Genomic DNA, 14,064 nt, shown 5'->3' on the forward strand with positions numbered 1-14,064 from the left:
TGTCGAACAAGAGGCGTGGCTGGATCGCGGCCGCTGCGCTGGGATGTGCGGGGATCGGAGTTTCGGTCGCTCTAGCCGGGTCCCCCTCGGCGACAGCCACGGCTTCCGAGGCGGCAGCCCCCTCGGCGGCAGCCTCGGCCCCCTCGACAACGGCAGGACACGGCGCGCCCGGCGGCGGCTTCCCTGGCGGTGCCGGATCCGGTGGCGGGGGATCGAACGCTCGATCCGGGCCGGCCGAAGGAGGATCGATCGGCAAGGTCGACAGCGTGTCGACGTCGAGCTTCACCATGTCGACCTCAGGGGGTCAGAAGGTGACCGTCAACGAGACGTCCTCCACCACGTACGAGAACGGAACGAGCTCGACCTCGGCGAGTGCCGTCACCGCCGGCGAACCCGTCCTCGTCCTCGGGACGACCAGCGGGACGACCATCACGGCCACGCAGGTCATTGTGCAACCGACCGACGGCGGATCGGCGAGTTCCTCTGCCGCACAGGTGGTTCCCTTCCAGCGTGGTGCTCCGAGCGCGGCAAAGCAGGTCGGTCAGATCCCGGCGAACTACAGTGAGGGGTCGGGCACGGTCGTCAGCGGAACCACGGCGGACAAGGCGACGAAGGCTGCCCTGGCCGCGTACCCGGGCGGCGTCGTCGACCGTGTGGTGCAGCTGAGCAGCGGCGAGTACGAGGTGCACAACATCGGTGTCAACTGGCCGCACCACATCTTCGTCAACCACGACTTCCAGGTCATCGGGGCCGAGTAGCCGCCCCTGCAGAGCGCACATCACGGCCGCAGCGGACGCGCGGGCCGTACCCCGAACGGGGTGCGGCCCCTGCCGCCGTGTCGGGCCGCGTTGTAGACCGAGTGGGTCACGCGGGTGCGGAAGGTGGTCGAGCCGGCCAGTGCCAGCGACACCGAACTCGTTGTAGTCGCCGAGTTGCTCGGCGACGCCCCGCCTATGGGGTTCGCCGTCGAGCTCCGACACTAAGTGCGTGTTTGAAAAGGTCGGATGTGGACGGTGCGGCGGCGTGACGATGGCCGCCGGAGCCGGGAGGGTGTCCGGGTATCGTCGCCTCGTCGTGGTTACCCGTCGGACCTGACCGATGCCCAGTGGGCGTTGATCGAAGGGTTGTTGCCGGAGCCCAGCACGGATGGGCGGCGGGAGAAGCATCCTCGTCGGGAGATCGTCAACGCGATCTTGTATGTGGTCCGCTCGGGGTGTCCGTGGCGGTATCTGCCGGCGGATCTGCCGCCGTGGCAGACGGTGTACTGGTACTTCGTGCGCTGGGAAGACGCCGGTGTGACCGAGAACCTGCTGGCCACGCTGCGGTTCAAGGCGCGGGTGCAGGACGGGCGGAATCCGGAGCCGTCGGCGGGGATCATCGACTCGCAGTCGGTGAAGGGCGGTGGCGATCGTGCCCGCAGCCGCCGCGGGCCCGCGTTCCTGCCCTGACGGGGTTGCAGCCGACGGCGTCTTCGGCGGGCGGCCAGCTCTCATAATGCCTAACGAGATGAGGAAGATCGTGAGGGACCTCGAACTGACTGATGGTGACCGGCACGTGGTGGTGGTCGCGGTCGACAAGGGGGAGGACGCAGTGACCGCCGTCAACGAGGCAGTAGCGCGGTACGGCATTCGCGGTGCCCGGGTCACTGCTGTGGGCGGGTTCAAGTCGGCCGAGCTGGGCTACTTCGACCGCGAGAAGCGCGACTACCTGCGCATACCGGTTCGGGAACAGGTCGAGGTCCTGTCTCTGCTCGGCGATATCGCTGACAACCAGGGCAAGGCGGCTCTGCATGTGCACGCGGTGCTCGGCCACCGTGACGGCACGACCGTAGGGGGCCATCTCCTTCACGGTGAGGTGTGGCCAACTCTCGAGGTCATCATCACCGAGGTCGGAGCGAGCCTCACCAAGCGGGTCGACCCGGAGACCGGGTTGGCGCTGCTGACGGGGACGGCCCAGCGCTGAGTCGGATCGTCCTGGCCGCCACCGTCCTGGCCGCCGGACAGCTCGTCGTTGCCGGCGTCTGCGCCGGCTCATCGCAAGCGTGCAGCCGCGATCGGTTTCGAGACTTGGATGACCGGGGTGTCGACAAGGTGCTCGGCGACAAACCACGTCTGGAGTTCGTTGGTGCGGATCACGTTCGACACGAGCACGTCGTTGGTACCGTCGTCGCCGCCCTCCACCACCCGCCCTGCGGCATCGTGCGCGTCGATGAGTATCATCTCGTGCGCCTCCAGCAGGCGGGAGAGCATGGCTGGCACCTCCTCGGCACCGTTTGGCGGGCGTGGCACCCTGGTCAACTCAGCGACGTGACGCGGGTCCCCCACCGCGATTCCGCCGAGCGTTTGAATACGCTCCGCAACCATGTCGATCAGTTCGAGCTGTTCGTCCGCGTGCTTGTCGAGCAGCAGGTGCAGCTGATAGAACGTCGGCCCGCGCATGAGCCAATGGTGCTTGTTATATAGCGAGTGCAGAATCCGAGTATCCGCGAGGATCCTGGTCAACCGTTCACACGAGTACATCCGCGCGTCGTAGGAAAGGCCGACCGGTAGCTGCCGAACCGTGCCGAACGCCTGGATCTCCCGGCCATGCTGATGCAGTCGCGGCTGGCTGTCTGAACGGTCCTCCTGCTGGGACATGCCGTCTCTCCCGATGCCTGTTCCCCGCTGTCATTCCGCCAACCGCCACCAGTCGACTCTGCGCGCGAAGGTCTGCCAGGGCGCCATACGAGCGTAGGCGGCTGCCGCCCCCGCAGTGGCCGTAATCCGGACCCCGCCAAGCGATCACCCTGCGGCCAGCCGATGACCTTCTCCGCGAGCAGGTCGACGTGCACCCGGGCAGGCGACATCGATGGCCGCGTGGAAGATGTCTGAAGGTTCAGCCGCCCCGCTGACGTCACGTGGTGCCGGTGACGGCGTGGCGGACCAGTTGATGCTGCTGGGTGAAAGCTAGCGCGGGCAGCAGATCCCGCTTGCGGCGCTGCGGATCTGCACGACGACGGCGTCGTCGAACGTGCCAATCTCGTGGGTATCGACCGGTCCGGTCCGCTCCTAGCCGCGTCGTTCCGCCCACCACTGCCCGACGCTGACCTACGCTGCCGGGTAGGAGGAGTACGGGGGGTCAGATGGCGGGAACGCAGCGGGTGGCCGTACTCGGGCTCGGCGGCATGGGGCGGCCGATGGCCGCGAACATTCTCCGGGCCGGCCTGCCCACGGTTGTCTGGAACCGCCGCCCGGAGCCGGCCCGTCACCTCGGCGAGCAGGGTGCGGAGGTCGCCGACAGTCCGGCGGAGGCGGTACGCCGGGCGGACGTGGTGATCACCATGGTGACCGACGCGGACGCGGTCATGTCCATCGCCGCGGACCAGGGAATGCTGGCCGCCATGGCGGACGGCGCGATCTGGGCTCAGATGAGCACCATCGGCGTCTCCGCCACGGAACGCATCGCCCGGATGGTGAGTGAGCAACGCCCCGACGTCGTGCTGCTGGACGCGCCGGTAGCGGGCAGCCGGGGCCCGGCGGAGCAGGGACAGTTGGTCATCCTCGCCTCCGGCCCGGAGCAGGTCCGGGACCGGATCGCCCCGGTCTTCGACGCGATCGGGCAGCGCACCGTCTGGGTCGGACCGGCCGGGTCCGGATCCCGGTTCAAGCTGGTCAACAGCCTGCTGCTCGCCTTCGTCGCCGAGGGGCTGGCCGAATCGGTCGCGTTCGGCCACGCACTCGGGCTGGACCGCGCGGCGGTGTTGGGCGCGTTGCAGGGCAGTCCGCTGGTCTCGCCGTGGGCCGGGGAGAAACTCCAGCGGATCGGCCGGGACGACTATTCGGCGCAGTATCCGCTGTCCCTCGCGACCAAGGACGTCAACCTGGCGCTGCTCGAGGTCGACGTCGACCGGTTCGCCGTGGCCGGCAGCCTGGCCGCGCAGTGGCAACGGGCGGTGGACCACGGGCTCGGCGACGAGGACGTTACCGTGATCACCCGTGCCCTCCAGCATTGAGCGCCGCCTGGTGGTGGGCGGCAGGAGGTAGGGGGACATGTCGAACATCCTGATCACAGGAGCAGGTACCGGGCTCGGCCGGGGTGCTGCACTGGGCTTGGCGCGTGCAGGGCATCACGTCATTGCCAGTGCCGAGATCTGGTCCCAGGTCCGTGACCTGCGATCCGAGGCACAGCGGCAAGGTGTGAACCTCGACGCGATCAAACTCGACGTGACCGATGAGATCGATCGACAACACGCGCTCGGCTACGACGTCGACATTCTCGTGCTCAATGCCGGTATCCAGGAAGCGGGCTCCCTGGTGGAGATACCCATGGCACGGGTCCGCCGGTCCTTCGAAGTCAACGTCTTCGGTCACCTGCAGCTTGTCCAGGGATTCGCCCCGCAGATGCTCAGCAGGGGTAGTGGAAAGATCTTCTGGGTGTCATCGGCTGTCGGTATCCGAACCAGGCCGTGGGTCGGAACTTATGCCGCGACCAAACATGCCATCGAGGCCCTGGCGTGGGCAATGAAAATGGAGCTGGGACCGCGCGGTGTTCGAGTCGCCACAATCAATCCGGGCCCTCACCGGACGGGCTACAACGACACGGGAGTCGAGGCGATGTTCCAGTGGTGGGCTGACACGACCGCCTTGCTGGAAAAGCCCGACTTCAGTGAGTATCTCGACAACCAGTACGACCCCCAGGAGATGATCGACACCATGGTCCAGGTGATTCCTGCCGACCACCATCCATACCGGACCGTGTGTCCCGAGGTCAGCCTGGAGCAGGACAAGGAATTTGAAGCCCAGGTCTGGGCTTCCAAAGCCTGAGCGGCCAGCCATGTCCCCTGGTTCGATTCGCCTGGGCCACCGGCTGGAGCCATCGCCCGGCGGTGGCATGAACGGCGCGACTGCGGGAAGAAGCCGTTGGCGCGCAGTCGGTCGCCGGCATTGGGTCGAGGAGGGCAGTCGTACGAGCGACATCCGGGGCCGGGGTTGACTGGGCCGGGCGAGGCGGGCCAAGCCGACGAGGCGGTCCTGTCCAGGCGGGTGGTGGTTCGGCTGCTGGTGGTGCTGGCCGCCGCGTCCGGCTGCCTCGATGTGTTCTGCCTGACCCGACTCGGGGGCTTCTTCGCCAGCGTGATCACCGGCAACCTGGTGCAGTTCGGCCACGCGGTCGCCACGGCGGAGACCCGCCTGTTGGCGGGCGGGGCACCGGCGGTGGGCGGCTACGCGCTGGGCGTGGCTGGCGGGACTCTGCCGCTGCGCCGCGTCAGACCAGGCTGGGGCCGCCGTACGCTCCTGCAGGTCTTCGACCTCGCGCCGGAACCCTCGCCGGAGGCACGGTCGCGGCGGTCGAGGCGGTGCTGCTGGTCGGTGTCGCGGCGGGCTGGTTGAGCGCCGCGGCGCGCCCCGGGTACGCCGCCGGGTTGGCGCTGCTCGCTGTCGCCTCGGTGGCGAGCGGCGGGATACAGAGCGTGGTCACCATCAACTCCGGGATACGGGGCGCCGCAACCACGTACCTCACCGGCTCACGCACCGGCGCGGTCCGGGGCGTCTTGCTCGATCCGCACCGGTTCGCCGCCGGCGCTGGTGGGGTCACCCGGCTGCTGGCGCTGCTCGGCGGCGCCGTGCTCGGCGCGTTGACGCTGCGCGTGGCGCCGATCTGGGCGCCCGCCCTGGCGGCGGCGTTGGTTGTGGGTGTCGTAGTCGTCGCCGCCGGCTTGGGGCGCCGGAGGGCCGGGATCACCGACCGGAGGAAGCACGAATGAGAGCCGTGGTGTACGAGGATGTCCGGAGCGTCGCGGTGCGGGAGGTGCCGGACGCGACGCTGGAGGCGGAGACCGACGCGCTGGTGCGGCTCACCTCGAGCGCCCTGTGCGGCACGGACCTGCACATGTACGACGGGCGGACCGGCGCGAACGCCGGCCTGGTGCTCGGCCACGAACCGCTGGGCGTGGTCGAGCAGGTGGGCAGCGCCGTGCAGAACGTCCGGCCGGGCATGCGGGTGGTGATCCCCACCCACCTGTTCTGCGGCACCTGCGCGATGTGCTCCCGGGGACTCTCCGCGGCCTGTCTCCGTGCCCGTGCCGAGGGGCCGGGCGCCGCGTACGGCTACGCCGGGATGGGCCCCTACCGGGGCGCCTTGGCCGACCTGCTCCGCGTGCCGTGGGCCGACGCGAACTGCCTACAGGTGCCCGGAGAGCCCGGCGACGCGCACGAGGACGACTTCGTCCTGCTTGCCGACGCGTTCGTCACCGGCTGGCACGCCGCCGCCACCCTCGCCGGGGCCGAACCCGGCGACACCGTGGCCGTGTTCGGCGCCGGCACCATCGGCTTGCTCAGCGCGTACTCGGCCCTGATCCTGGGCGCCCGGGTCGTGTACTGCGTGGACGGCGTGGACGCCCGGCTGGACAAGGCCGGCGAGATCGGGGCGGTCCCAATCGACTTCCGCCGCGGCGACCCGGTCGAGCAGATCCGGGAAAACCGGGCACGAGCCGGGCTCCCCCTCGGCGAGGAGATGTTGAGCGGCGTCGACAAGGTGATCGACGCGGTCGGGTTCCAGGCCCGCGACCGCGAACACCCCGAGCAGGAACGCCCCGACCAGGTCGTCGCCGACGCGGCACGGCTGGTCAACCCGACCGGCGCGATCGGCGTCGCCGGGGTATACCCGGACAAGGACCTGCACCCGCGACCCGGCGCGACCGCCCACGAAGACCTGGTCGCACCATGGGGGACGCTCTTCGGCAAGGGCATCGCCGTCCGGTTCGGCCGCACCCACGACCGCCGCTACACCCGGCTGCTGCGTGACCTGGTGGTCTCCGGCCGAGCCCGGCCCGGCGTCATCGTCACCCACCACGGCACCCTCGCCGACGCACCCGAGCTGTACCGGCGCTTCGACCGCCGCGAGAACGGGGTGATCAAGGCGGTGCTGCACCCATGAAACATCATCCGACATCCCCGGCCTCGAAATTGGCCCTATCCAGCGGTCTCCCGGCCGTCGCCGGGTTGAGCCGGTAGGGGCTTTGATCACCCGGTTGGAGCTGCCTGCCGAGACGGCGAATCTCGGCGACGCGCTGCGGCCGGCCGGCGGATGAACCAGGCGTAGGTGGCGGCTGTTTCGATCGACGAGAGTGGCGATCGCGGACAGGCTGTTGCGTCCGACGATCAGATCGCCTTCCCAGCCACCCACTCGCTGCCGCACATCAACGATGTCGGGTCGGTGATCGATCGGCAGCCCCAAGGCCACGAATCGTGCCGGGCGTTCATGCGGTCTTCGTCAAGCCGATCACCGCGCCGCGCGCTGCGCCGGTTGATCCGCTGGCGCCTTGATCCTTTCGAGGTCATCGGAGAGGCCGGCCAGCCATACCTCGACCTCGACCAGGCGTAGGACCTCGCGCCGATGCTCGCCGGCATTGATGATCGCCTGGACGTTGCCGAGGACGTCCTCAGGTGGCGATGGCGTGCTCACCGGCCGGGTGATTCGGCCGGCCCGCACCTGCGTTGCGAGGTCGGCGTACGCGAACCGGAGCCATCGGGCGAAGCTGGCCAGCGGGGTAGCGGCGTCGGGCCATACGGCCAGGGAGCCAGGCGGATTTTCTCTGAGCAGCGACTCGGCGCCGCGCACCATATGGTTACCGGCGGCGCGCGCAGCCTCCCAGTCCACGTGGGACATCCCCGGGTGGTGGCTCTCGGAGTGGTACTGGCAGAAGGAGGCGTCCGCCAAGACCATCGCTCGACGCGCCGCGTCGAGTCCCTCGCGTGGTCGCTTCCTGCCCGTCATTGCCTCGACGGTCTCCTCGACGGCGATGGAAGCGTGCTCAAGGTAGGCGGTGAGGTCCCGCCGCAGCTGTCCGCTGCCGCCTCGCGGCCAGAACAGAAGGCCGGCGAGGATTCCGACCCCCGCGCCGATCACGACGTCGACCACGCGTGCCCTGGCCAGCTGCAAGCTCGCTGGGGCGAGTTGGGCGAACACCAACGTGAGCAGCACCGTGATCATCGCCTGCCCCCAGCCGAGGCCTAGCAGCGGACCTGCGGCGAAAGCCAGCACCATCGCGATCGGGAGCAACGGCACGTACACCGCGGGCCCGGGGGTCACGACCAGCAGAAGGCCGCCAGCGGCTGCACCGGCGAACGTGCCGACCAAAACGGGCCGCAGCGTGGTACGTGTGTCAGCCGCGGACGTCCGCATGAGGGTGAGGGTGGCAAGGAGCACCCAAAAACCGTGCTCAAGGTTCAACGAGCCAGCGATCACCCGGGCAGCGGCGAGCGCCACCGCGATCCGCAGTGCTGCCTGGAAATAGACCGAAGTCGGCGTGAGGTGCACCCGGAACCGCTGCCAGAACAGCGACAGCGCGCTCTCCCGTGCGTACCAGAACAGATCTGGCCCTTCTCCTGGATGCGCCTCGTCGGCCCGGATCGGAAACCCGGCGGCGATCCGCGCGGCCGTGGCGAAGGTGCGGACCTGCTCGACCATCACCTGGGCCATCGCATCGAGGCGCAGGTGTGCGACGTCCGGGGCCCGCGGCAGTGCGGCGGCGCCTCGACGCGTGAGACGCTCATCGAGTCTCGCACTGGCCGCGTCCAGTTCATCAATACTGACGGCCGGCGATTCGGCGAGAACGGTGCGGCCAGCGGCACGGGTCGCAGCCGAGCACTGGTGTAGCCGCCGTGCCACATCGACGTGGTCGGTTTCTCCCGCGCCAGGTTCGATCGGAAGGCCGTGCGCCAACGCAAGGACCTGACGCAGGGCTGCCGCGCATTCCCGCAACGCCCGATCCCGGGCACCGGCCGATGTCGGTCGCTGCGTCGGCGCCAGCTGCACGAGCCGCACCCGCTCCATGGCACGAAACGCACGATCCCGCCGACGCACCAGCTCCGTACCCGCGCTGGCCTCGCCGGCCAGCACGTCCGCCTTCCCGTCGACGAACCCTGCGACGCTCTCCGCCGCGTCGGCGACGCGCTGTTGGTAGCGCACCGGGGCCGGGTCAGGCCATAGCGCCACCTCGGCGGCGGCGAGGAGCACGATGCCCAGCGTCACACCAACCAGTCGCTCCGGCAGCGTCCCCGGATCGTATGGCGGGAAGCACGCCAGGATGTAGAAGAGTTGGAACGCGTTGGCCAGCCCACGCGGGCCCGGGCCGCCGACGCCGGCGAACGCCACCGCGAATCCGACGACCAGCATCCCGGCCGCCGCAGCCCAGGTGCTCACGGCCAGTACGGTCCCGAGGGCGATCAGGACCCACGCCGAAGGCAATGCCGTAAGCAGTGTGCGCGCACGCCGGCTGGCGGGGCCTGGCAACTGGGCGAACAGGCCGGTGGCGACCGAGCCGAACAAGGCGTACGTCGCCAGGATGGTATTGCCAAGTCCGTACCGGCAGCTGTAGAAGCCCAGGGAGCACACGAGCGTCAGCCGCACCGCGCGACGGATCGCCTGGTAGCTCGGGTCCCGGCGGCGAAGCCAGTCCATTACGCCCTTCCCAACCACCCATGGTCCCCCGTTACAGCGGTTCTCCGACAGGCCCATCCTCTCCAGGCAAGGGCAGGTCCGTGATGACCTCCGACAGATTGTTCGGGATCCGCCCGACGGAAGCCCCGTGACTAGGGTCTGTGTCGAAGTCGGTCACAGCCACTCGTTGATGGCCGCGAGGTGGATGGTGGCTTCGTAGCGGACGGCGAGTTTGTCGAAGCGGGTGGCCACGGCCCGATTGCGCTTGAGGCGGTTGATCCCGCACTCCACGGCGTGACGTTGCTGGTAGAGGTGCGGGTCGAAGACTGGTGGCCGGCCGCCCTTGGATCCCTTGGCACGCCGGTGGGCGTCCTGGTCGGCCTTGCTCGGAATCGTCGCGGCGATCCCGCGCCGGCGCAGGTAGGCCCGGTTCGCCTTCGACGTGTACGCCTTGTCGGCCAGGACCCGGTCCGGTCGGGTCCTCGGCCGGCCGGTGGTCATGCGGGGGACGCGGATGGCATCCAGGACCGGGATGAACTGCGGGCTGTCGCCGCGTTGGCCGGCGGTCAGCACGATGGCGAGGGGTTTCTGGCCTTGCTCGCAGCCCAGGTGCAGCTTCGTGGTCAACCACCGCGGGAACGGCCCAGCGCGTGATCAGCCGGCTCGACACTGACTCCACCAGGCGGTTCGGCCTGTAGATCCCCCTTTTCCGCGCCCCGGCCGCATGCTGATGGGCCCGAGCGCTGGTGGAGTCGACACTGACGTCCCAGGTGATCCGCCCGGCCTCGTCGGCGAGGGCCTGCAACGCGGTGAGCACCTGCTGCCAGGTCCCGTCGCGCTGCCAGCGCCGGAACAGGGCATAAACCGCCGACCAGGATCCGTACTGCGGTGGCACATCCCGCCACGGGGCGCCCACCCGGATCCGCCACCGCATCCCATCGATCAACTGCCGCCTACTCCATGATGACGGTCGACCCGGCCGCTTCGGCGCCGGCAGCAACGGCTCCAACACCGCCCACTGCACGTCGGTCAGGTCGAACCGCCTCGTCACCGCTAGGGTGTCCACGAGGTCTCCGGTTTCAGGTTCTGCTTGGTCGCTGAACCATCTACCGGAGACCTCACCCATTTTCGGTAGGACTCGCTGAACAGGTCCAGCCGGCATTCGAGCCGGCGTGAACGGGCCAACTCCAGAGCCGCACCGGCGACGGCGATCCGTGCGGGCCGGCCCCGACTCGGCAAGCGGCGCGGCGATCAGACCGACGCCGGCTCCACTGGCCAGGGCGCTGCCCGCGAAGATGTACGGCAGGAGGGCGTACGCCTCGGGCCACGACGGCACCGCGGTGTCGGCGAGTAGCACGGCCGGGTAGGTCGCCAAAGCCGGCGCCAGCCCGGCGGCGGCGAATCCGGCTACCCGGCCAGCCGGCGGTAGCGCCTGACGGGCCAGGCCCAGCCCGCCGTGAGGAGGCAGCCGTGACGCGAACTCGCTCACCGCCGCCATCCCGGCGGCGGAACCGAACCCGGCGACAATCCAGGTCCCCATCGACATCGGCGATGTGGGTTTGGCAACCCGCAGCATGTGGTGAAAGCGGGCCGGACGGCGGGTCGGATTCGCCTGCGGGCCGTACAGGGTGTTGCGGATCGGCGACTCGGCCGGCTCGTAGTGGGTGGGCAGCGGCCCGTCGATCAGCCCGGTGGGCACGCCCAGCCCCACTCGGGGGCCACCCAGCTCTGCTCGCTGCACCACGGTCTGGCGCTCATGGATACCTGCGCTGTTCGAGGCCCGGATGACCGCCGCGATGGTCTCCTCGGCCTCACCCGGGCGGCTTTTCGCCCGCCCGCTCGGCGGCTATCCGCCGCCTGCGGCCAGCCGTGACCCGCCACAACAGGAACATCAGGGCGCCGGTGAGCAGCTGGGGGACGAAGGTCCCGGCCCGCCACACGAGGGCCACGGCGAGAGCCTGGCCCCCGGTGGCGCCGAACGCGGTAAGCAGACCGGTCAGGGCCGCGTCCACGGTGCCTAGACCGCCGACGGTGACCGGAATGAACGTCACGATCACCGCGAATGAGAAGGCCGCCAATGACTCCTGCCAGGTCACCCCGAAGCTGTCGTGGGCGCCTTCCTCTAGACCCTTCAATGCAAGGAACAAGATCGACCACGAGGTGAGCTGCGGCAACAGGGTCGTCGCGACCACCGCGGCCCACCGCGTCTTCATGACCGCGACCACGCCCGACCGGAAGTCAACCACCTTGCCCGTGAGGTTGGCCGTCCGATGGTGACGCAAGGGCCGCGCCGTCGCGTTGAGGAGCCGCTCCGCCAGGTGCCCGACCCTGCGGGCCCCGTCCTCACTGCGCAGAATCACCGCGAACGCGGAAGTGGCGATGCCGACGCCGAGGATCCCGACGACGGCGATCAGCACATAGTGCCATCTCGCCTCGCCGCTGGCCAGCAGCGCCAGGACTCCCACGATCGGCATGACGAGCGTGGCGAAAACGCTGTAGCCGCTTGACATCGCGGCCGCGCTCGCCGCCGCCCCCCTACCGCACCGGTAGGACTCCAGCATGTCGTACTCGACGCCGAGACTGATGGCGCCGCCTGCCGGCACGGCATTACTGAGGGCGAACGAGGTCTGGTCCACCACGAAGGCGGGTCCATATCGCAGCCCAGGCAGCACGGCCTGCAATTGCCACGCGCCCGCGGCGAGGTTGACCACTGCCGCGCCGACAAGCGCGACAAGGTGCGCGGCCGGCATCCTCTGGATCGATGCCCACGCCTTCGAGTAGTCGGCGAATCGAGGAAAAGCGCCGACGAACACGGCTACGAGAACGGCGAACGTCACGGCGGACACGATTACTCTTCGCGTGAGATGCCTGCGGCGCCGCGTGCGGGGGCCCCTGCCCGGTGTCGTCCCGCCCGCGCCTGCCTTTGGTGGGCCCGCCATCATCGACCCGACCACCGCGGCGGCCTACCCATCAACGCCTGACTCATCGCTCCCCCGTACACGGTCCTTCGCGAGTGTCGCCAATGTGACGGCGGTGTCTTACCGATTCACGGGACTTCAGCTCTGTCGCGCCCAGCCAGCACGGCACGTATGACCGGGCTCCCACGGATCTCGGTCTGCTTTGGCGGGCCTTTCCGGATCATGACGAGGCCGTCCCCGGGCCCGTGGCAGCGCCCGTCGGGTCGAGGAAGACGAACCGGATTGCCGGGTTACGCGCGGTGAGCCGTCGTCCGGCCTCGTCGGCCACGGCCTCGATATCGGCGGCGCTGACCTGGTCGACGAAATCGATCTTCGCGGCGACGAGGATGTCGTCGGGACCGAGCTGCAGGGTCAGCAGCTCCACGATGCCTTGCACGTTCGGCAGAGCGGCCAATTCCCGGCGGATCTCGTCCTGGACCGGCTCCCTGGCCGCCCGCCCGACGAGCAGGGAGATGTTGTTGCGGGCCAGCGTGGTGGTCACCACCAGGAGCAGAACACCGATGGCGACTGATGCAATGCCGTCCCACACGGGGTCACCGGTCAGCTCGGCGAGCCCCAGGCCTGCTCCGGCCAACCCGAGGCCGACCAGGGCGGCGCTGTCCTCCAGGAACAGGGCCTTGATGGTGGTGTTGGGCGTGCGCCGCAGGACCCTCACCGGACCGATGCCCCAGCGCTTGGCCCGGCGCCGCACCTGCCACACCGTCCGGGTCAGCGACACCGACTCCAGGACGAAGGAGACCACCAGCACCACGTACGAGACGAGGTAGTCGCCGGTCTCCTGGGCCGACACGATGACGTGGACGCCGTGGGTGATCGAGAAGCCGGCGCCACTGACGAAGGTGAAGACCGCGGCGAGGAACGCCCAGATGTAGCTCTCCCGGCCGTAGCCGAAGGGGCGCCCGGGGTCGGCCCGGCGGCCACCACGACGCAGCGCCACGAACAGCAGCACCTCGGTGGTGGCATCGGCGAACGAATGCGCGGCCTCCGACAGCATGGCCGCCGAACCCGCGAGCACACCCGCAACCACCTTGGCCACGGCGACAGCGACGTTGACCGAACCGGCCACGATCACGGTACGGACGCTCTGCGACTGCACGCCCGACTCGGTCATCAAGCCAGGCTATGGGCCCAGTCCCCGGCCGGGCGGACAAAACCGACAGTCACCGGCGACCGCCAACTTCCGTGCGCAGCCCTGCTGACGGGTCTGAGTCGAAAATGAACCTCACCTGGAGGGGTCTGTCAAACGAACGGTGTAACTCGGGTTGTTGAGGGTTACTTGCGGCCTGCGGTCAGGCGGCCTTCGAAGGCCACTCGAAGGCGTTCAGGGCGGGTTTCCAGCGCATGGTCCATCGCCGGCGGCCCTGCCCGGTCGGGTCAAGGCTCATCACTGCGAGGTAGACGCATTTGAGGGCCGCGCCCTCGTTGGGGAAGTGGCCGCGGGCCCGGACGGCTCGGCGGATCCGGGCGTTGACGGACTCGATGGCGTTGGTGGAGCAGATGACGGTGCGGATCTCGGCGTCGAAGGCCAGGAATGGCACGAACTCCGCCCAGGCCTGGTCCCACAGTCGGATGATGGCCGGATACTTCCCGCCCCATGCCTGCGCGAACTCGGCGAAGCGTTCCCGGGCGGCGGCTTCGGTCGCCGTGTAGACGGGCTTGAGGGCTT

General features: G+C 69.3%; 12 protein-coding genes and 4 pseudogenes. 7 read left to right on the forward strand and 9 right to left on the reverse strand.

What is annotated here, in order from left to right; all coding sequences use genetic code 11:
• Positions 1–311: 311 nt before the first annotated feature.
• The gene (locus tag AC5RWQ_RS07510; RefSeq protein ID WP_494282004.1) at positions 312–758 is read left to right on the forward strand and encodes a hypothetical protein; all 447 of its coding nucleotides are present in this window, start codon (positions 312–314) and stop codon (positions 756–758) included.
• Positions 759–778: 20 nt separating this feature from the next.
• Here the strand turns inward: AC5RWQ_RS07510 and AC5RWQ_RS07515 are convergent, their stop codons facing one another.
• Positions 779–910: a hypothetical protein gene (locus tag AC5RWQ_RS07515; protein ID WP_494282005.1), complete on the reverse strand. Its 132-nt coding sequence runs from the start codon at positions 908–910 to the stop codon at positions 779–781.
• A 94-nt stretch (positions 911–1,004) separates the two neighbouring features.
• Between AC5RWQ_RS07515 and AC5RWQ_RS07520 the strand changes: the two genes are divergently transcribed.
• Both AC5RWQ_RS07520 and AC5RWQ_RS07525 read left to right on the forward strand, forming a co-directional pair.
• Positions 1,005–1,448: an IS5 family transposase gene (locus tag AC5RWQ_RS07520; protein WP_494282006.1), complete on the forward strand. Its 444-nt coding sequence runs from the start codon at positions 1,005–1,007 to the stop codon at positions 1,446–1,448.
• A gap of 58 nt (positions 1,449–1,506) precedes the next feature.
• Positions 1,507–1,962 (forward strand): PPC domain-containing DNA-binding protein, encoded by a 456-nt coding sequence (locus AC5RWQ_RS07525; protein ID WP_494282007.1) that lies wholly within the window; start codon positions 1,507–1,509, stop codon positions 1,960–1,962.
• Positions 1,963–2,030: 68 nt separating this feature from the next.
• Here the strand turns inward: AC5RWQ_RS07525 and AC5RWQ_RS07530 are convergent, their stop codons facing one another.
• The gene (locus AC5RWQ_RS07530) at positions 2,031–2,636 is read right to left on the reverse strand and encodes a Dps family protein (RefSeq protein ID WP_494282008.1); all 606 of its coding nucleotides are present in this window, start codon (positions 2,634–2,636) and stop codon (positions 2,031–2,033) included.
• Between the two features lie 485 nt (positions 2,637–3,121).
• Between AC5RWQ_RS07530 and AC5RWQ_RS07535 the strand changes: the two genes are divergently transcribed.
• The 4 genes and pseudogenes from AC5RWQ_RS07535 to AC5RWQ_RS07550 all read left to right on the forward strand — a co-directional run bounded on the left by AC5RWQ_RS07535 (position 3,122) and on the right by AC5RWQ_RS07550 (position 6,915).
• Positions 3,122–3,991: an NAD(P)-dependent oxidoreductase gene (locus tag AC5RWQ_RS07535; protein ID WP_494282009.1), complete on the forward strand. Its 870-nt coding sequence runs from the start codon at positions 3,122–3,124 to the stop codon at positions 3,989–3,991.
• A 37-nt stretch (positions 3,992–4,028) separates the two neighbouring features.
• Complete coding sequence (locus tag AC5RWQ_RS07540) at positions 4,029–4,802, forward strand: SDR family oxidoreductase (RefSeq protein ID WP_494282010.1); 774 nt, start codon at positions 4,029–4,031, stop codon at positions 4,800–4,802.
• A 165-nt stretch (positions 4,803–4,967) separates the two neighbouring features.
• Positions 4,968–5,743 (forward strand): annotated as a pseudogene (locus tag AC5RWQ_RS07545) (YoaK family protein).
• Entirely contained in the window at positions 5,740–6,915 is a 1,176-nt protein-coding gene (locus tag AC5RWQ_RS07550) for a glutathione-independent formaldehyde dehydrogenase (protein WP_494282011.1), read from the forward strand. Before AC5RWQ_RS07545 ends, AC5RWQ_RS07550 begins: the two are co-directional and overlap by 4 nt.
• A gap of 129 nt (positions 6,916–7,044) precedes the next feature.
• Here AC5RWQ_RS07550 and AC5RWQ_RS07555 read toward each other — a convergent pair.
• From AC5RWQ_RS07555 to AC5RWQ_RS07585, 7 genes and pseudogenes are all read right to left on the reverse strand, one after another.
• Positions 7,045–7,251, reverse strand: a pseudogene (locus tag AC5RWQ_RS07555) (IS30 family transposase); the annotation flags it as partial.
• Positions 7,252–7,260: 9 nt separating this feature from the next.
• Positions 7,261–9,441 carry an FUSC family protein gene (locus AC5RWQ_RS07560; protein ID WP_494282012.1) on the reverse strand — a complete coding sequence of 727 codons (2,181 nt, stop codon included), beginning with the start codon at positions 9,439–9,441 and terminating at the stop codon, positions 7,261–7,263.
• 153 nt (positions 9,442–9,594) lie between these two features.
• Positions 9,595–10,546: pseudogene (locus AC5RWQ_RS07565) on the reverse strand (IS5 family transposase).
• A gap of 5 nt (positions 10,547–10,551) precedes the next feature.
• Positions 10,552–11,029 (reverse strand): annotated as a pseudogene (locus tag AC5RWQ_RS07570) (NrfD/PsrC family molybdoenzyme membrane anchor subunit); the annotation flags it as partial.
• Between the two features lie 202 nt (positions 11,030–11,231).
• Positions 11,232–12,266, reverse strand: a complete 1,035-nt coding sequence (locus AC5RWQ_RS07575) for a lysylphosphatidylglycerol synthase domain-containing protein (protein ID WP_494282013.1) — start codon at positions 12,264–12,266, stop codon at positions 11,232–11,234.
• 292 nt (positions 12,267–12,558) lie between these two features.
• Positions 12,559–13,509 (reverse strand): cation diffusion facilitator family transporter, encoded by a 951-nt coding sequence (locus tag AC5RWQ_RS07580; protein WP_494282014.1) that lies wholly within the window; start codon positions 13,507–13,509, stop codon positions 12,559–12,561.
• A 178-nt stretch (positions 13,510–13,687) separates the two neighbouring features.
• A partial coding sequence (locus AC5RWQ_RS07585; protein WP_494282015.1) for a transposase occupies positions 13,688–14,064 on the reverse strand: 377 nt, incomplete at its 5' end.

It is taken from the genome of Micromonospora sp. BS32 (assembly GCF_059089345.1).

Excerpts from the sequence above, each read along its gene's own strand:
- AC5RWQ_RS07535 (WP_494282009.1), top strand. The coding sequence starts at position 3,122 with ATGGCGGGAACGCAGCGGGTGGCCGTACTCGGGCTCGGCGGCATGGGG.
- AC5RWQ_RS07560 (WP_494282012.1), bottom strand. The coding sequence starts at position 9,441 with ATGGACTGGCTTCGCCGCCGGGACCCGAGCTACCAGGCGATCCGTCGC.
- AC5RWQ_RS07580 (WP_494282014.1), bottom strand. The coding sequence starts at position 13,509 with ATGACCGAGTCGGGCGTGCAGTCGCAGAGCGTCCGTACCGTGATCGTG.
- AC5RWQ_RS07520 (WP_494282006.1), top strand. The coding sequence starts at position 1,005 with ATGTGGACGGTGCGGCGGCGTGACGATGGCCGCCGGAGCCGGGAGGGT.
- AC5RWQ_RS07525 (WP_494282007.1), top strand. The coding sequence starts at position 1,507 with ATGAGGAAGATCGTGAGGGACCTCGAACTGACTGATGGTGACCGGCAC.
- AC5RWQ_RS07530 (WP_494282008.1), bottom strand. The coding sequence starts at position 2,636 with ATGTCCCAGCAGGAGGACCGTTCAGACAGCCAGCCGCGACTGCATCAG.
- AC5RWQ_RS07540 (WP_494282010.1), top strand. The coding sequence starts at position 4,029 with ATGTCGAACATCCTGATCACAGGAGCAGGTACCGGGCTCGGCCGGGGT.
- AC5RWQ_RS07550 (WP_494282011.1), top strand. The coding sequence starts at position 5,740 with ATGAGAGCCGTGGTGTACGAGGATGTCCGGAGCGTCGCGGTGCGGGAG.